The 17,161-nt window shown below is 60.0% G+C and carries 13 protein-coding genes, 4 pseudogenes and 1 other annotated feature; of the genes and pseudogenes, 13 read left to right on the top strand and 4 right to left on the bottom strand.

What is annotated here, in order from left to right; all coding sequences use genetic code 11:
* Positions 1-20 precede the first annotated feature (20 nt).
* Entirely contained in the window at positions 21-1,391 is a 1,371-nt protein-coding gene (locus GH665_RS36375; protein WP_153141865.1) for an MFS transporter, read from the bottom strand.
* A gap of 402 nt (positions 1,392-1,793) precedes the next feature.
* Here GH665_RS36375 and GH665_RS36370 point away from each other — a divergent pair, with 402 nt between their 5' ends.
* Together GH665_RS36370 and GH665_RS36365 are read left to right on the top strand one after the other, a co-directional pair.
* The gene (locus tag GH665_RS36370; protein ID WP_167531056.1) at positions 1,794-3,167 is read left to right on the top strand and encodes an amidase; all 1,374 of its coding nucleotides are present in this window, start codon (positions 1,794-1,796) and stop codon (positions 3,165-3,167) included.
* Between the two features lie 213 nt (positions 3,168-3,380).
* Entirely contained in the window at positions 3,381-4,280 is a 900-nt protein-coding gene (locus GH665_RS36365) for an alpha/beta hydrolase (RefSeq protein WP_153141863.1), read from the top strand.
* Between the two features lie 286 nt (positions 4,281-4,566).
* Here GH665_RS36365 and GH665_RS36360 read toward each other — a convergent pair whose 3' ends face one another.
* Positions 4,567-5,235, bottom strand: a complete 669-nt coding sequence (locus tag GH665_RS36360) for a TetR/AcrR family transcriptional regulator (RefSeq protein WP_153141862.1) — start codon at positions 5,233-5,235, stop codon at positions 4,567-4,569.
* A gap of 630 nt (positions 5,236-5,865) precedes the next feature.
* Between GH665_RS36360 and GH665_RS36355 the strand changes: the two genes are divergently transcribed.
* The 11 genes and pseudogenes from GH665_RS36355 to GH665_RS39350 all read left to right on the top strand — a co-directional run.
* On the top strand, positions 5,866-8,181 hold the full coding sequence (locus GH665_RS36355; protein ID WP_246216490.1) for a TonB-dependent receptor: 2,316 nt from the start codon (positions 5,866-5,868) through the stop codon (positions 8,179-8,181).
* Positions 8,182-8,370: 189 nt separating this feature from the next.
* On the top strand, positions 8,371-9,846 hold the full coding sequence (locus GH665_RS36350) for a M81 family metallopeptidase (RefSeq protein WP_153141861.1): 1,476 nt from the start codon (positions 8,371-8,373) through the stop codon (positions 9,844-9,846).
* 45 nt (positions 9,847-9,891) lie between these two features.
* Complete coding sequence (locus GH665_RS36345) at positions 9,892-10,578, top strand: energy transducer TonB (protein ID WP_246216489.1); 687 nt, start codon at positions 9,892-9,894, stop codon at positions 10,576-10,578.
* A gap of 75 nt (positions 10,579-10,653) precedes the next feature.
* Entirely contained in the window at positions 10,654-11,571 is a 918-nt protein-coding gene (locus tag GH665_RS36340) for a MotA/TolQ/ExbB proton channel family protein (protein ID WP_153141859.1), read from the top strand.
* A gap of 3 nt (positions 11,572-11,574) precedes the next feature.
* Entirely contained in the window at positions 11,575-11,997 is a 423-nt protein-coding gene (locus GH665_RS36335; RefSeq protein ID WP_153141858.1) for an ExbD/TolR family protein, read from the top strand.
* A gap of 58 nt (positions 11,998-12,055) precedes the next feature.
* The gene (locus GH665_RS36330; RefSeq protein ID WP_153141857.1) at positions 12,056-12,484 is read left to right on the top strand and encodes an ExbD/TolR family protein; all 429 of its coding nucleotides are present in this window, start codon (positions 12,056-12,058) and stop codon (positions 12,482-12,484) included.
* Positions 12,485-12,500: 16 nt separating this feature from the next.
* On the top strand, positions 12,501-13,685 hold the full coding sequence (locus GH665_RS36325; RefSeq protein ID WP_153141856.1) for a tetratricopeptide repeat protein: 1,185 nt from the start codon (positions 12,501-12,503) through the stop codon (positions 13,683-13,685).
* A gap of 60 nt (positions 13,686-13,745) precedes the next feature.
* Positions 13,746-13,925: pseudogene (locus GH665_RS39355) on the top strand (IS6 family transposase); the annotation flags it as partial.
* A gap of 67 nt (positions 13,926-13,992) precedes the next feature.
* Complete coding sequence (locus tag GH665_RS36320) at positions 13,993-14,349, top strand: transposase (RefSeq protein ID WP_281357374.1); 357 nt, start codon at positions 13,993-13,995, stop codon at positions 14,347-14,349.
* 115 nt (positions 14,350-14,464) lie between these two features.
* Complete coding sequence (gene tnpB, locus GH665_RS36315; RefSeq protein ID WP_281357414.1) at positions 14,465-14,680, top strand: IS66 family insertion sequence element accessory protein TnpB; 216 nt, start codon at positions 14,465-14,467, stop codon at positions 14,678-14,680.
* A gap of 63 nt (positions 14,681-14,743) precedes the next feature.
* Positions 14,744-15,000: pseudogene (locus GH665_RS39350) on the top strand (transposase domain-containing protein); the annotation flags it as partial.
* A 66-nt stretch (positions 15,001-15,066) separates the two neighbouring features.
* Here GH665_RS39350 and GH665_RS39755 read toward each other — a convergent pair.
* Positions 15,067-15,480, bottom strand: a pseudogene (locus GH665_RS39755) (reverse transcriptase domain-containing protein); the annotation flags it as partial.
* An 844-nt stretch (positions 15,481-16,324) separates the two neighbouring features.
* Positions 16,325-16,989 (bottom strand): annotated as a pseudogene (locus tag GH665_RS36300) (IS3 family transposase); the annotation flags it as partial.
* Positions 16,670-16,786 (bottom strand) — a sequence feature (AL1L pseudoknot). (Overlaps the previous pseudogene by 117 nt.)
* Positions 16,990-17,161: the final 172 nt, after the last annotated feature.

Below are 17,161 nucleotides of genomic sequence, written 5' to 3'. Positions count from 1 at the left end.
GTTGTGGCAGTCCGGGGTGTTTACATGATCTTGACGTGGGGCTCCGCCTGAGCGGCGGTTGCTTGCTTGCGGGGTGCATAGGCCCCGTGTAACAGCATGGCAAGACAAGCGATGAGTAGGGGCGTCAGAGGGCCGACCAGGCCTGCCAGGGCGATGCCTTGCCGTAGCGCGGGATCGGCCGGAGCATCCGGGTGATAGCCGATGAGCGATAACAGGCCGCCTGAGAACACGCCTCCGAGCGACATGCCAAGTTTCTGCGCCGACAGGAACATGCCGAGATACAGGCCGACAGAGGGACCGCCCTGAAACGATTTGGCCGTATCGAGCGCGGCGGCAGGCAGGGCTACAGAGATGACCGAATTGAACACACCGAACAGTGCTCCACAGCCAACGATCATGGGTATCGACGCGTAAAGGAGGCCGGACCAGTAAAAGACGAACACCGACGCGAGCGCAAGGAGGCCGAAACTCAGCGTGCTGATGTTACCGAAGCGGCGTAATAGGGGAGCGGCAAGCGGCAGACCCGCCAGGCCGCCGACGAATATCGGCCCTATGAGCAGGAACAGGGCCTCGGGAGGGCGTCCAAGCAGATACCGGTTTTCATAGGCAAGCAGTGCACTCAGGCAGCCACTGGCTGTGCCAATCCCGATGACCACGACAACGATTGCAACGAAGGTCCGGTTGCGCAAGATTGCGCCGACGCCTTCACGCAACGACATTTCCGCGCGGGTTTCTGATAACGCGGTGGGGTGTGCGGGGACACCGCGAACGGCACCGTAAAAACAGGCGAACATAAAGGTCATGACCAGCGCGACCATGACGGTCATATTGAAGTAGCCCTGTTCTCCGCCGCCACCAATTCTGATCATGAATGGCACGCAAACGATTAGGGCAATCGTCGCGAGGTTGCCGCCGAGCATGGATGAGGTGAGCAGCCTGTTACGCTGGACCTCATCTGCCACGAGATCACCGGTGAGCGCCAGATAAGTGACCCCGAAAACGGTATAGGCGGTGGCCTGCAGGATCTGGATTGCCACGTAGAACGCGGCAAGCAGTGGCTTCGAGGTGAGCGCGGGATGAAAGAAGGTCAGGGGTAGAAGCACGGCGAGCGCTAGCGCGCTCCACATACCGACGCGCATGCGGCCGTGCGCGCGCAGGGCGAGCTGATCCGAATAGCGTCCGATCGGCATGTCGACCAACACGTCCCATAGCTTGGGCAGCGCCAGTACCAACCCCGCCATCCACGGCTCGAGGTGGATGAATTCAGTGAGGAAATACAGCAGCAGCATGGAAGCGGGGATCGCGGCGAGCAAGTTGCCGAAGTTCCCCGCGCCAAACCCACAAAGACGCAGGGGACCGATACCGCTGCGGGTATTCAAAGGAGATGACATGTCGCCTCTCTTGGAGGTATGCGGATGGATGTTCTATGTTTTCTATTTTCCATCTAACATATAATAAAGTCAACCTGCTTTTATATCGTAAGATGAGGGACTTCTTTCGCCACAACAAATAGAGCGGTGTCATGACTCTTCTATTTGACAATAAAGTCAACTTACTTGTATATTTCGCGGCGGCCACGGTTCAGTTGCCCGAAGTGCCATCCGGAATATTAGTGACGGGGCCCGGGCGGCAACACCGTGGCAAAGCTTAGTCGATGGCTCCGGAGGCCAACGAACGACCGGGGCCGGTCAAAAAAAATGGCTAAGGACCCGAGCAACAAAGCATCCACTCTCCAGACGAGGCTCATGAGGATGACCCTAGCAACTGAAGGAATGCCTGCCGATGCAACGAGCATGCGTGAAGCGCTCGCCAAAGGTGTCACCACCCCTGAGGCACTCGTGGACCGCGCCATTGAGCGCGCCACGGTCGTCAATTCCCAACTCAACTTCATGGCCTGGCCAGCTTTCGAGCGCGCGCGCAAACAGGCGCTCGAGCCACACCCGGGGCCACTCGCCGGGATTCCGACGCTGATCAAGGACATGATCAACGAAAAAGGGCTGCCATCAAGCTGGGGCGCGGCTGCGCTACGGCATTACATTCCGACCGAGGATGCTCCCTACACTCGGGCGATCGCCAATGCGGGGCTGATTTCAATCGCCCGCTCGACGATGCCCGAACTGGGACTCAATGTGGTGACCGAATCGCCGCTTGTCGGAGTGACGCGCAATCCATGGAGCCTCGATCACGCGCCCGGCGGCTCATCGGGCGGCGCATCGGCTGCGGTGGCCGCAGGTGTGACGCCGATCGCACATGCGAGTGACGGCTTGGGCTCGATCCGTCACGGCGCCGCGCCGTGCGGACTAGTCGGCCTGAAGCCGTCCCGTGGGCGCAATTTCGGCGATGAGGAGATGCGCGCCATTTCCGACCTGGCCGTGAATGGTTGCGTCAGCCGCACTGTACGCGATACGGCCGCTTGGCTGGAAGCAACCCAGATACGCGCCCCGGGCGCCGCCTTCGCGCCCGTTTCGCTCGTCACAGCGCCGATCGACCGCACGCTTCGCATTCAGGCCTACAGCACAGTCATGCGTACTGGCGAAGCGCCGGACGCCAGCGTCGGGCGAGTCTTCGCGGGCACGATCGATCTGCTTGGGCGCCTCGGCCATTGCGTCACGGATGGCCGTCTGCCGTTCGACGGTCCCACCGCGATCGAGATGCTGCTCGATATCACCGAGGGTTCGTTTGTCCGCCGGCTGGGCGCGCTTTCAGAGCAAATCGGCATCCACATTGCACCGACTGATCTTGAACATCGCTCGGCGACCCTGGTGGATGTCGGCAAGCGGATTGACGACGAGCGCTTCGCCTCGGCGTGGCGGTGGATGGAGGGCGCGGTGGGGAGCTATCTCGAGCGGCTGAACGAAGTCGACGTCTGGATGACACCGACATTCAGCACCGAGATCGTCCGTATCGGAGTCATGGGCCCCGACTTGGCGTGGCTCGACCAGAGAGAACACCTTGTCGACTATGCCGGCTATTGCTGGATCGACAATTTCGCCGGTACACCCTCCATCAGCCTTCCCATGGGCTTCAGCGATAACGGGTTGCCGGTCGGTATCCAGTTCGCCACCCACCCGGGCGGCGAGGCCGTTCTGCTCGCGCTTGCCTATCAGCTCGAAGGCGCCACGGAGTGGTGGCGGCACACGCCGCCGATCTGGGTCGGCGACGACTGAGTTCCACCGAGGAACATCTGATCAACCCGAGCTAGAATTCCGGTTGCCTGTTTCCAACCTTGTTCCGAAACCATTAAAGGCCCTCTCGGGGATAAGCGACTGAGTCATCATCGCAACCCTTCCGTGACACTTTCACGGCGTCCGAACTCAGAATTAGCGTAATAGGAGTGCTCTCATATGGCACGCGTATGCTAAGTAACGGAGAAAGCGCAGATGAGCAATAACAACGTTTACATGTCCGATACCCCTATATCCGCCATTCCCGGAGTCGAGAGCTTCGTCGTCGCGCCGGACGGTCTGGGGGCCAGTTTGCGCATCTCGATCGCGCGGCCGTCAACTCACGCGATGGGTGCGACTGTTGGTGCGGCTTCGGTAATCTACGTGACCGACGCTGACTACAGCTTCGGCACCGTCGTCGAAGCGGCGCGCATGGGGTGTTATGCGGGCGAGCTCGGTCCGGCGGTGGTCGTCGGTATCGGCTACGCGGAGGAGCGCGGCGACTATGCGTTCGTTGGGCGTCGGCGCGGCCTCGATTTCTATCGAGGACCGCGGCGCTCGCTGGACATTCCAGGTTTCGGGGCGCTCGAACTGGGCGGCGCGGATACTTTTCTGACGGCACTGCTCGATGTGGTCGTACCGGAGGTCAATCGTCGGCTGCCCGAGACGGCGGGCGCGCGGCGCATACTGTTCGGAATGTCGGCCGGCGGCCATTTCGCCGCGCATGTACTGACGCAACGCCCGGACGCCTTCCAGGGCTACGCTATGCTAAGCCCGGCACTGGTCGATTTCCCGCCGGCACCGGGCGATGAACACATGGTCGACGTGGTGCGCGCTTTGCCGGCCGGCGCCATCCCAACCGGCACAGCCGTGTTCCTGTCGGCTGGTGCGCGGGAGGAGGAGCCGGGCGAGGCGCTCGCCGCCGCCTCGATCATCAGTAATGCCTATCGAATGCGCGCAGCACTCGCCGCGCATGGCGTATCGACTGAACTCGCGCTGTTCGACGACGAAACGCACACATCGGTGCTCGGCGTGGCCGTCACACGGGCGCTACGTTTCCTTGTGCCATCACAAGGCGCGCCGGCTTCGCAAGTTGCCGGGGCCCCAAGGGATTGAGGCAGAGAAGGGATGCCTCGGACATCGTTGCGGGCGAGCCTGCAGCGATGCTCTTGAACATTCAGGTCTCGACCGTGGAGTAGGGACGATGACCTACCGTTCCCTTGATGTCTCCGCGAGAGCAAACCCGATCGACAGCGAAAGGGCGTGGGGCGATGTGATAGCAGCAAATGGTCGGTCGGCTCGCTCCGCAATGGGCGCCGAAGGGAATCGGTGTACCGCAGCGAGATCCTTTTCGGCAAACGTTGGCTGTCGTGGCTTCCCACGACAACGCGATGACGGTCCCTTAGGACAACTTTTCGTCCAGGCGATCCGTGCCGCCGAAACACATGTCCAGTATTTGTGCTTTCCAGATTCGCACACAACGCTCGATCACAGGATTGTCGGGATTCTGAATGAACTCCACCGTCAGTCCGCGCGTCATGGAATTATTGAGCATCTGGAGGCATTGCTGCTGGGTCTCGTCGAAATCTACCCCGGCCGCACGGAGAATTCGATATATCCACGAGCGCACGCGTCGGTCAAAACGCCGCACGCTCGGTGTCACTTCCCGGTCCAGTTCGGGGTCGTTCCGTCGGGCCAGGCTAATTTCTAGCAAGGCGGCCATCTCTGGACGGTTGAGCCTATCGAAATTGGCGTCGAGCAGATTTTCCATCGATTCCTTTGGCGTTCTTCCTCGTCGGATGGCTTCGGCGAACGTCCTGGCTACAGAGGCAGATATCTCAGCCGTAAGGGCCGCCATGACATTCGCCTTGGTAGGAAACTGATGCTGAATGGCCCCGAGACTCATTCCCGCGGCGTCGCGGATCGTATACATCGTGGCGCCCGAGTAACCCTGCGCGCACAAGACATCGCGGGCGGCCGCAATAATCCTGGCGCGACTCTCCGCGCTGCGATCAGCCTGGCTGCGGCGATGCTTCGTTTGCTTCGTGGTTACGTCGAGAGTGTCGGACATGGGCACGGATCTAATCGATTCGATGATGATTTCACTATGGATTTCCGTCTGAGATTGCAGCGTTCGCTCTGCGTCAGGCCTCGCCGGAGGTAGCGGCCAACGGTGGCGCTCCGCTAAATTGCAACTGTATCAAAAACGTACGCCGGACCATACGCGGACGGCTTTCGTCTGCCCGATCATGCCTCACGGCGGCGGTGTGGTTGTACTCGTGCCGCAGCTATCCGTCACGACAGTGCACTTCCCGATGCCTGACGGCCATCTCCCCCGTTTTCCAACGATGATCGGCAAAACTTCCCCAAGTACGCCTCATTATTTTCCCGATGTTCCTCTTTAATTGCAATAAAGTCAACTTGCTTTTTTATTTTGTTGATGCGAAGCTTGTATCACTGCGCCTTACAGAAGCGCAGCGAAGAGCAAGGAAATCGACTGGAGTTTCCACGGAAAGGCCCGCTGGCAGTTCGACAGATGAGCGCGCTCTGAGAAGAGGAAAGTGACAGGGGAAGAGGGAAGTCAACCACTCGGATTTAGCACAACTACATTAGCCAGTCGAGCGATGTGTCCCACAACGCAAGAAAAAAAGGAGGCCCTATCGTGGGTGTCAAGAGCAATTGGAGGAGTTCCCGTCGGGGAATGCATCGCAACGGTGCCGATATGGTGCGGCCGGCGAGCGGGCGCTATGTATCGCTGATCGTCGGGTCCGCGTTTGGACTCACGGTGCCGTGCGCGCACGCGCAAACGGAACCCGCCACCCCGCCAGTTGCGGCGAGCGCTGCCGACATGCCCGTTCCCGCCACAACGAAGGTTGGCGGCAGGAGCAAAGCGGTTTCGGATACCACCACACTGAACACGGTGGAAATCACTGCGAACCGGCGGCGAGAGCCGGCGCGTGAAGTGCCGATGCAGGTAAATGCAATCAGCGCGCAGGAGCTGCAACGCAAGGGAAATCAGTCGGTGCGTGACTACCTGAAAGAGGAGCCCGGCGTGTCGCTCGTCACAGGAGCCGCCGGTGCCGGTAGTGACCAGATCAGCATCCGCGGGGTCACAACTGGCAACCTGGACATCGGACCGACAGTCGGCGTCTATGTGGACGACGTGCCGTTTGGTTCCAGTACGAACTATGGGGGCGGTGCAAACTACGCCCTGGACATGGGCCTGCTGGACCTGAACCACATTGAGTTGTTACGGGGGCCACAGGGCACGCTGTATGGCGCGGGTGCAATGGGTGGCCTGATGAAATACATCACCAATGAGCCGGACACCCAGGGTGGGCTATTTGGACATGCGGGGGTCGTCTTCTCCGGCACCGAGCATGGCGGCCTCAATCACACACAAGACGCGGTGGTGAATGTGCCGATCAAGGAGGGCGTCGCCGCCTTTCGAGTGAGCGCTTTCAATCAGCAGAACGGCGGATACGTCAATCGAGTTGGCAACGATCCGGAGAACGGGGTTGACGGCGCTACCACGCGCGGTGGCCGGGCATCCTTGATCGTAACGCCGACCAAGGACCTGACGATACGTCTGACGGCGACCACGCAGCAGATCAAGAGTGATGGCACGGGGCAGGTCGACTACAACTTCACGACCCGACAACCCCTCTACGGTGACCTTACGCAGGGGCGCCAGCTCAACGAACCGTATGACCAGCTGATCGAACTGTACTCGGCGAACATTGAATATGATTTCGGATGGGCACGCCTGAACGCGATCTCGGCCTATCAGACCATACGCACCTCTCTGATGGCCGATTATTCACTAGGCTATGTCCCTGCGCTGAACGCCCAGTTTGGCCCATCGACCTTTACGTCGGCCGGCTATCAGCAGGCCCTTTCCACGGATAAATTTACGCAGGAATTGCGCCTGACCTCTGCCGCCAATCGCCAGATCGAGTGGATTGCTGGACTTTTTTATACACAGGAACGGACTACTAACAATCAATTCGCTACTGCCTCGGGACCTGGCGCTTCTCTCATTCTGCTCAATGCACAGCTTCCCTCGACCTACCAGGAATATGCAGCCTATGGCGATCTGACCTATCACGTCACAAGCCGCCTCGCCGCAACCGCAGGTTTGCGAATCGCTCACAACAATCAGACCTATAGCCAGGATGTGACGGGTGCACTTTCCGGAGGAGCAACCAACAAAACGGCCCAGTCCAATGATACGAGCAAGACCTATCTCTTCACGCTAAATTATCTGCTGACCGGCAACAGCAGTGTCTATGCGCGCGTTGCCACCGGCTACCGCCCTGGCGGCCCGGAAATCAGCGTGCTTGATTCTGCCACCGGGAAAATGACACAGTCAAAATTCGATCCCGACACGCTCACTAGCTATGAAGTGGGTTATAAGGCTGACTTCCTTGAGAAGCACGCCTCAGTGTCACTGTCCTTATTCGATATCCAGTGGAAAGACGTTCAACTACTGACTCAGATTGACGGCCTTGGTCTCATATCCAACGGAGGCACCGCTCGGTCGAGGGGTGTTGAGTTCTTTGGCTCTCTGAACCCAACTCCCCATTGGCGACTGAGCACCGGTCTTACCTATACCGATGCACGGCTGACCGAAAACGTGCCCGGCATCGGGGCGATGTCCGGCGACCGCCTGCCGAATACGGCACCGTTCTCGGCTACTGCGAATCTCGACTACCTCTTCAACGTCGGCTCGTATCGAGCATACGCGGGGGCAACCGAGACCTACGTCGGACCGCGAAATTCAGGCTATGGCGGTAGCGTGTCTACGCCGAACTTCAGGCTGCCGGGGTACTTCGCGACAGACCTGCGTGCGGGTATCGACCTGCGCGTGGCGAACGTATCCCTCTTTGTTCACAATCTGTTCAACAGGCGTGGCATGCAAAGCGCGAGCAATATGTTAGTCCCGCTCGGCGGCCCTACCGAGGTCTCGTTCATTCAGCCGTTGACAGTCGGCATGCAAGTCGATGTGCCGTTCTAACTGAGTGCTGGAGGACGTGGCCACTGTGCCATCTGCGCGATCCGCTTAGCCTGATGATCGGCATCGCGCAGCGCGGCAGGTTACCAATAATCAGCGCGAAGCCTGTTCGTTGCAAGACCTCTGGTGAACCCACTGCGTCTGGGGTCTGCACTTCGTACGAATTGACGCAATGCAAATCAGGAGCATGTAGTGAAGATTTTTACGGCAACACTGGTCACCGAAACGAATACGTTTGCGCCGAGCCCGACCGGGTTTGGCGGCTATGCCTCGTTTGGCATCTTTCACGGAGATGCCAGCAAGGTCGATCCTGACGGCCCGCTTGGAGACGGAGCGGTGGAGTTGCACCGGCTCGCCGTCGCACAAGGCCATGAAGTGGTGGAAAGTCTGTCGGCCATGGCGCAACCATCGGGCCGAACGGTGCAGGCGGTGTACGAAGGTTTTCGCGACGAAATTCTCGCGGACCTACGCGCAGCGCTTCCGGTCGGTGCCGTGGTCCTGATACTGCATGGCGCAATGGTCGCGGAGCGATGCGACGATTGTGAAGGAGAGCTGATTGAGGAAATTAGAAGAATTGTTGGCGAGACTGTGCCCATTGGTGTGGAGCTCGATCTGCATTGCCACTTCACCGAGCAGATGAAGCGCAATGCGGACGTCATTGTCTGTTTCAAGGAATATCCTCACACGGACGCGATCGATCGCCTGCGGGAGGTTTACGCGCTGACTGTGGCGACTGCGGAAGGTCGTATCCGTCCCGTGACCGCGATGCACGATTGCCGTATGGTGGGAATATGGCATACCACCCGCGAACCGATGATCGGATTCGTCAAGCGCATGCAGTCACTGGAAGGGAAAGACGGTGTGTTGTCGGTATCGTTTGGTCATGGGTTTCCATGGGGCGACGTAGCCGAAACGGGTGCGAGGATCTGGGTGATTACGGACAACGACGAAGTTAAAGCTCAGCGTATCGCCGCGCAACTGGCTAGCGAGCTGTGGGACATGCGTGAAGCGGCCCGGCCGACAGCATTGCTGATCGACGCGGCGCTCGATCGTGCGCTGGCGGTCGACGGCGGACTCGTGGTGCTTGCCGACGTTGCAGACAATCCGGGCGGTGGGGCGCCATGCGACAGTACTTTCATTTTGTCGCGGATCGTCGAGCGTGGCATCTCCAATGTGGCGCTTGGCTGCATTTACGACATTGGCGCAGTGCAGGCTTGCAAGGAAGCGGGGGTTGGCACGCGGCTAACGCTTCGGATCGGTGGCAAATCCGGGGTGAGTTCCGGTACGCCGCTGGATTTGAAGGTAACCGTACGCGCGCTTGCGGACGACCACCGTCAAACCATGGGCGGCACGATTTCCCGGCTGGGATCGGCGGCGTGGGTGTCGACGGACGACGATGTCGATATCGTATTGATGACGCTGCGAGAACAAACGTTTTCGCCAAGTGCTTTTACCGGTCTCGGAATCGATCTTGCGGGAAAACGCATCGTCGTGGTCAAGTCCACACAACATTTCCACGCGGAATTTGCGCCGATTGCGGAAGAAGTGCTTTATGTATCGGCGCCGGGTGCTCTAACAGCGGATTTCGTCAATATCCCGTACCGCGTTCGCCCGCCCAACTTCTGGCCGCGTGTCGACAATCCGTTTCAGGACATAAGCCATGCTTAACCGCATGCAAGATCAAATGTTCCGTAGGTTTTAAGGATGACTAATATGTTAACCGATGGAGTGTTTCGGTCAAATGACGCGAGAGGCCCGCGCGAGTTCGGGAAAAAGCAGCAGAACCCTGTACGCCGCTTTGGCGGTATTGTCGCCGTTCTTCTTCTGCATGTGGTGCTGATCTATGCCTTGCTCAATGGTCTTGCCACCAAGGTGGTGGAGGTCATTCAACACCCGATCGAAACAAAGATCATTGAGCAGGTGAAACCCCCACCACCGTTGCCGTTGCCGACCGTGCAGTTGCCGCCGCCGAAGTTCGCACCGCCTCCGCCGCCGTTCGTGCCGCCGCCGGAAGTGCCGGTGCAGGCTCCGCCTCAGGCAACGATCATGCACCAGACCGCCCCGGTCGTGGCCCAGCCTGCACCGCCGCCGGCACCTCCCGCAGCGCCGACGCCGACCAAGGCGCCGAGCACTGAAGTGGGCGTGGTTTGCCCGAACTCCGATCAGGTCCGCTCATCTGTGGTCTATCCGAGAGAGGCACGGGAAAACAACGTCACGGGCAATGCGCTCATTGAATTCGTAGTCGATCCGCAGGGCCATATTACGAATGAACACGTCGCGAAGTCATCCGAGGATTCATCACTGGATCGCGCGGCGTTCAACGCGGTAAAACAGTTTAGTTGCGTTTCCCAAGGCCAACCTGTGCGTGTCCAGGTCCCGTTCACGTTTAACCTGAACTGAACCCACGAACCGAGCGGTACAGGTAGCGATTTATTAGTCACGTTGTACAAGTTCAATGGATGGACTGGAGCAGACATGAAGACGCATTCTCTCGCCGCGCTGTCGGCCAGCATGGTGTTCGCCGTAGCCACGGCGACGACCCTCGTTGCACCGCAAACTGCCTGCGCGCAGGCTAGTGGGGTAACCGTAGCCGTATCGGCCGCCACGGCGCCGACGGCAGCACCTGCAGCAGCACCTGCGGATCAGGCCGTGCCGCCACCGGCACCTGCGACATCTGAAATGGTCAGCAACCCGTATGGTCTCGGTGCGCTGTGGAAAGGTGGTGACTTTGTTGCCCGTTTCGTGCTGATCCTGCTGGTGATCATGTCGATGGGCAGCTGGTACATCATGATCACCAAGTTCTTCGAACAGTATCGTGCGAACCGCCGTGCGAAGAGTGCTGACGAACAGCTGTGGAGCGCGCCGTCGCTCGCAGAAGGCGCGAAGCTGCTGGACGAGTCGTCGCCGTTCCGCTTTATCGCCGAAACGGCAATCGAAGCCGGCGAGCACCACGATGAAGCCCTGCTCGAAGCGGTCGATCGCAACACCTGGATCGACGTGTCGGTCGAGCGCGCCATCACCAATGTGTCGAACCGTCTGCAGGACGGCCTGGCCTTCCTGGGTACGGTTGGCTCCACGGCGCCGTTCGTTGGTCTGTTTGGTACGGTGTGGGGTATCTATCACGCACTAACGGCCATTGGTATCGCCGGCCAGGCATCGATCGACAAGGTCGCAGGCCCGGTCGGTGAAGCGCTGATCATGACGGCAATCGGTCTGGCCGTGGCAGTTCCGGCGGTGCTCGGCTACAACTTCCTGGTTCGCCGCAACAAGTCGGTGATGGAACGGGTGCGCGGCTTCGGTGCACAACTGCACACGGTGCTGCTGGCTGGCGGCCGTCGCTCGAAGCGCGGCATGGCCGGTCAGACGGCGACGCTGGTCGAGCGGGCGGGGTAAGCCATGGCCATGAGCGTTGGGCAGGATGGGGACGACGAAGTCATCTCCGCCATCAACACCACGCCGCTGGTCGATGTGATGCTGGTGCTGCTGATAATCTTCCTGATCACGATTCCGGTTGTTACGCACACGGTGCCGGTGAAGTTGCCGAATGAGACGATCCAACCGTTGCAGACCACGCCCAAAAGCATCGTGATCGCGGTGAATCGCGAAGGCGACTTCTTCTGGAACGAGAAGCACGTGGATGCAGCGACGCTGCTGACGGAACTCAAGGCCTTGTCGGTGATGACGCCGCAACCTGAAGTCGACGTGCGCGGTGACCAGAACACGCGTTATGAGTTTATCGGTCGGGTGATTACGGCGTGCGAGCGGGCAGGTATCGCGAAGGTGTCGTTCATTACGGAACCGCCGCCGCGCGGAGGCTAGCTTTGCATGGGATCGGAGTAAGCGCTAAAGCGCTAACTCCGGTCGACAGGAGACGATAATGGGAATGAACGTAGCTTCGGGCGGTGGCAGCGAACCAGACGTGATGGTGGACATCAACACCACGCCTCTGATCGACGTGATGCTGGTGTTGCTGATCATGCTGATCATCACGATTCCGATCCAGACGCACGCCATCAAGATGAATCTGCCGGTGGGCAACCCGCCGCCTCAGGCGGTCCAGCCGGAAGTCGTGCAGATCGATATCGACTTCGACGGCACGATGATGTGGAATGGCCAGGTGTTACCCGACCGCGCGGCGCTCGAATCGCATCTGCGGCAGGTGGCGGGCGAGCCCGTGCAGGCGGAGATTCATCTGCTGCCGAACAAGTTGGTGCCGTATAAGGATGTTGCCGCCGTGCTGGCTTCGGCGCAACGCATCGGCGCGACGAAGATTGGACTGATCGGCAACGAGCAGTACATGCAATAGGGAAGTGGGAGTGCTCATGATCCATCAACGATTCAGGCGCATTGTGCTGCTGCTCGCGCTCGCCGTGCTGCCCGGCGCGTCAGATGCTGTCGACACGCTGCGCCCGGAAATCGCCCGGCCGCTGAACGTGGCGCAGGATGCTTACCGGGCGCACAAATATCAGGACGCGCTGGCGAAGATCGCCCAGGCGACGGCCGTGCCGAACAAGACACCATATGAAAGCTATATGGTCGAAGAGATGCGCGGCGCCGCGGCGGCCGCCGCAGGGGATAATGCGCTTGCCGCGCAGGCGTACGAAACCCTGCTGGCCTCCGGCCGGCTGACGGGCGCTGACGAGCAACGCACTGCCGCCGCGCTCGCGGGGATCTACTTCCAGGTGAAGAATTACCCGCTGACAATCAGGACGGCACAGCGCTACATCAAGGCCGGGGGCACCAACCTGGACATGCGGATACTGCTGATCCAGTCTTACTACCTGTCGAATGACTGTGCCAGCGTGGTGAGTCTGCTCAAACCCACGGTGGATGCCCAAGCGCGTGCCGGCCGTGTGCCGGATGAGTCGCAGCTGCAGTTGCTGGGCACGTGTGCGCAACGCGCCAACGATCCGGGCACCTATCGTAGTGCGCTGGAGAAGCTGGTGGCGTTTCACCCGAAGCAGGCGTACTGGGACAATCTGCTCGCAGCGATCCGGGGCAAGGCGGGTTACTCGTCCAGTCTGGATATCGACACCTATCGCCTGCGCCGTGCTACCGGTGCGCTGTCGACGGCTGACGACTATATGCAGATGACGCAACTGGCGATCATTGCGGGCACGCCGATAGAAGGCCGACAGGTGATCGATCAGGGCTTTTCCTCTGGCGTGCTCGGTCACGACGCCGGGGCGGATCGCGAGAAGCGCCTGCAGGCACTGGCGGCAAAGCGTGCGCAGAGCACGGTCGACAGTAACGGTGTGCCGATTCCAGCGTTCGACGCGGCCTTCAATCAGGTGTTCGCGGGGCAGGCGCAGCAGGGTCTGGCGACGATGGAAGCGCTGATTGCGAAAGGCGGCATGACGCACCCGGATCAGGCGCAACTGCGTCTTGGTGAAGCGTATTTCATCGCCGGGCAGAAGGCTAGGGCAGTTCAGGCGTTTCGTGCGGTCAGGGGCGACGATGGTTCGGCGGACCTTGCACGCCTGTGGTTACTGATCGCTGCCAGCTAGCTCTATTTAACTGGCGACAAGGCGAGAATCGGGCTGGCACAATTTCAGGCGATAGCTTTCGGCTTTCGCTATCCCAAACGCACACAGAAATTCCTCTCGTGCTTCGGTCCGATCCGGCCACATTTCGCGCTCAAGCGCCATCTGCTGCGAGCTTCACTTTATCGCAAGCAACTCGCGGCACGGTTCGGTGCCTGGCTTGAATTCACCGAACTCGCCCGAAATCCGTTCTACTCATTCTGAGGCATGCGCTTCCTGCCGCTTTTTTGTGACCCAGTCTCGATAAGTTGACAATGCCATTCCGAAGGCTGTGCCACCGATTCGTCGGCGGCGGCATAGCAAAGAGTTCAAGGAACAGGCGATCCGGGCGGCGATGCAGCAGAACGTATCGATTACGGCGGTCGCGCTGCGCCACCGCCTGAATGCCAATATGTTGCGAAGCTGGGTGGCAGCGCAGGAAGAGCGGGATGCAGCCGAAATGGCCTGCAAATCGATGAGCGCGCCGTCCGCAGAGTTTGTGCCGTTGCAGCTCGAAGCATCCGCGGTCCCAGCCGGCACAGGCGATATCCAGATTGAGGTGTTGCGGGGCGCAGCAACTGTGACAGTACGCTGGCCGTTGTCAGCGGCAAGTGATTGTGCAGCGTGGCTACAGGGATGGCTGCGTTGATCCGCGTCGACGCGATCTGGCTGGCGACTGAGCCGGTCGATATGCGTGCCGGCGCTGAACTCTCCTGGCACGGGTAGTGAAGGTGTTCGGTGCGGCTTGACCGCATCACGCATATCTGTTTGCCAATCGGCATTCGACTCGCATGACGGTACTGGTCCACGATGGATTGGGGATCTGGCTGGCCATGCGGCGCTTGAACAAGGGGCGATTCATCTGGACGGATGGCGAGCATGCGGTCGCGGTTTCGCTCAAGGCGGAGCAGCTTCGCGCGCTGGTCACTGGTTTGCCGTGGCGAACGCTGACGCCCGATCATGCGATCACGGTGATATGAGACGAGCCGGGACGTAAACGGTTGTGACACCGTGGAGGCGCGGGTTCTGGCAGACTGAACTGCATGGACCTGCCCACAGATCTCGATGCACTGAGCCGGGGACAGCTGCGCGCGTTGGCCGCGCAACTGATCGTGCAGGTCACCGAGCAGGACCGTGAGGCTGGCGAGAAGTGCAGTATCGGCAAACGCGTATTGACCCGCTGACGCACGAACTGTCGGTGCTCAGCTCAAGTGCCTGCAGTTCGGCAAGCGCAGCGAACAACTTGATACCTGAACAGATGAGCCTGCTCGACGAGGCGATCGATGCGGATCTGGCTGCTGAGAACGCCTTCACTCGCGGCACGGAATAGATCGCGATCGACGCACCCGGCCTTGATGAACTTCCACAGCAGGGCAAGGAAGCGCTGATCGGCAATCCGCTTGCGGATTCCCTTCAGAAGAAGACGATGATGAACGGTGTCGAAGTAACTGGCGAGGTCGCCCTCGATAACCCAGCGACCTGAGACACTGTGTTCGCCACCGTCTTGTAGCTGAAGCTTCACCGTGCGAATCGCGTGATGAACACTACGAGCCGGTCTGAAGCCATACGAAGCCGGATGGAAATCGCTCTCCCATATAGGCTCCATCGCCATCAGCATGGCCCGTTGCACGATCCGATCCCGCAGGCTCGGAATGCCGAGAGGCCTGAGCTTGCCATTCGCTTTGGGTATATACACGCGTCGCGCGGGCAGCGGACTATACGAGCCCGCCAACAGTTCGTCGCGTATCGTCGCCAGTTCATGCTGGAGATTCGCCTCCATCATGCGCCTGTCAACACCGTCCACTCCTGGTGTGCGGGCTCCGCTGGATGCCAGCGTAATGCGAGCCGCTTCGCTCAGCCAATCCCTGTCAGCAATCAGTCTCAGGAGTCGATCAAACTTGCGTTCTTTGTTCTCCGTCGACCATATCGCCAGTTTGCTTTGCATTTCACTGATTATCAAAGGTCTTCACCTCACTATGGTCAGCTAATCAACCAAGCAAACCACTTCAACTGCCTCCCTTCGCCATGTAGCCGGCTTTCCCGACCTCGGACTACTACGGAGGCTCCGCCAGCCTGCACGTCATCGGGGGCTCACTCCCTTGGCATCCGTGCAGACCTTCCCCAGTTCACATGCTGGACTCAACGCATGAGCGAGGTTGCCTGTCGCAGTCTTTATCCTTGCTTGCCGCAAGTCGTCGCGAACACCACGGTCTAGCTGCGCGCTCCCCGTGATTCCTTGCAGACGGGCTACATATCCAGTCAGCAATCGTGCTGCCGGGCCATACGTGTAACCGGCAACAGCTCGCGTCCTGCCCATAAAGCGGTGTGGGCAGGGGTGACACTTCAACCCTCAGATGCGGTTTAACAGGTTCGTGTTCCTCAACCGTCCCATGCTCAGCCTGGAGGCTCATCTTGGCGTAACCGCTTCGCCGCAAGCCCCGTTTCCCACGGACTACGTCACCTTGCCAGTGTCGGCAAGTCACCGCCGCTTCGGCTCACTTCCTCTCGCAGCAGAGAAAGGGCATGCCCCGGAACTGCAACGTCAACTTCTCCGGGTACTGCATTCCAGACATGCTCAAGCAGCTTCACCCCCATGCGGGCGGGCTACGCTGGCTGGGCGTACCGTACGTGAAATCCGACACCCAGAGCTGGTTTGGCCGGTCTGCCCTGAACTGCCGGTTGACCCGATCCAGCGGGCGCGCGGCCACCACATCGGCAATGGTCGTGCGAACACGTTTGCCTCGCATCACGCCACGCAAACCCAGTTGCTTCATCAGCCGTTCGACAGTGCAGCGAGCCACCGCGATACGCTCCCGGTTCATCTGCTTCCAGACTTTATCCGCTCCGTAGACCCGCATGTTGGCTTGCCAGACACGCTGGATCTCCGGCCGCAGGCGTTCATCGCGTATCGCACGAGCGCAGCGGCGCGACGGATCGCGAAGCTGTGCAGCATGGCGCCGGTAGCCCGACGGGGCAATCCGCAAGACCTTGCAGATCGGCTCGACCCCGAAGGTGTCGCGATGCTGATCGATGAAGGCCTTCAGGACTTCAGGCGGCGGTCGAGCTCCGCCTGGGCGAAAAACGCACTCGCCAGTTTCAGAATCTCGTTGGCGCGGCGTAGTTCCTTGACTTCGCGCTCCAGCGCCTTAAGACGTTCGCGTTCCGCCGTGCTCACGCCTTCACGCTCACCGCTATCGACTTCCTCTCGCTTGACCCATCCCAGCAGCGTCTGGCTCGTGCAGCCGATCTTGGGGGCGATGGATTCGATCGCCGCCCACTGTGACGGATACCTTCAAAGCAGATACCCGGAGTCGGTGTTTCCTGCTCCGAACATCTCGTGCTCGAAATGGCATCGCGGATCGGTGTGTCGACGGTCGGTTCGGTCATCCATCAGAGTTCACTGTCGGCTGCCGGCCGGGGCGGGCGTGCTGCGGCGGCCGCATGGTTGGGGGGAATTCTGC

Source organism: Paraburkholderia agricolaris (assembly GCF_009455635.1).
Lineage (GTDB): Bacteria > Pseudomonadota > Gammaproteobacteria > Burkholderiales > Burkholderiaceae > Paraburkholderia > Paraburkholderia agricolaris.
This window is presented reverse-complemented; position numbering and strand designations above follow the sequence as displayed.

Bases quoted from the DNA above. Each gene is read 5' to 3' on its own strand.
- GH665_RS36375 (WP_153141865.1), bottom strand. From the start codon at position 1,391: ATGTCATCTCCTTTGAATACCCGCAGCGGTATCGGTCCCCTGCGTCTT.
- GH665_RS36370 (WP_167531056.1), top strand. From the start codon at position 1,794: ATGCGTGAAGCGCTCGCCAAAGGTGTCACCACCCCTGAGGCACTCGTG.
- GH665_RS36365 (WP_153141863.1), top strand. From the start codon at position 3,381: ATGAGCAATAACAACGTTTACATGTCCGATACCCCTATATCCGCCATT.
- GH665_RS36360 (WP_153141862.1), bottom strand. From the start codon at position 5,235: ATGTCCGACACTCTCGACGTAACCACGAAGCAAACGAAGCATCGCCGC.
- GH665_RS36355 (WP_246216490.1), top strand. From the start codon at position 5,866: ATGCATCGCAACGGTGCCGATATGGTGCGGCCGGCGAGCGGGCGCTAT.
- GH665_RS36345 (WP_246216489.1), top strand. From the start codon at position 9,892: ATGTTAACCGATGGAGTGTTTCGGTCAAATGACGCGAGAGGCCCGCGC.
- GH665_RS36340 (WP_153141859.1), top strand. From the start codon at position 10,654: ATGAAGACGCATTCTCTCGCCGCGCTGTCGGCCAGCATGGTGTTCGCC.
- GH665_RS36335 (WP_153141858.1), top strand. From the start codon at position 11,575: ATGGCCATGAGCGTTGGGCAGGATGGGGACGACGAAGTCATCTCCGCC.
- GH665_RS36330 (WP_153141857.1), top strand. From the start codon at position 12,056: ATGGGAATGAACGTAGCTTCGGGCGGTGGCAGCGAACCAGACGTGATG.
- GH665_RS36325 (WP_153141856.1), top strand. From the start codon at position 12,501: ATGATCCATCAACGATTCAGGCGCATTGTGCTGCTGCTCGCGCTCGCC.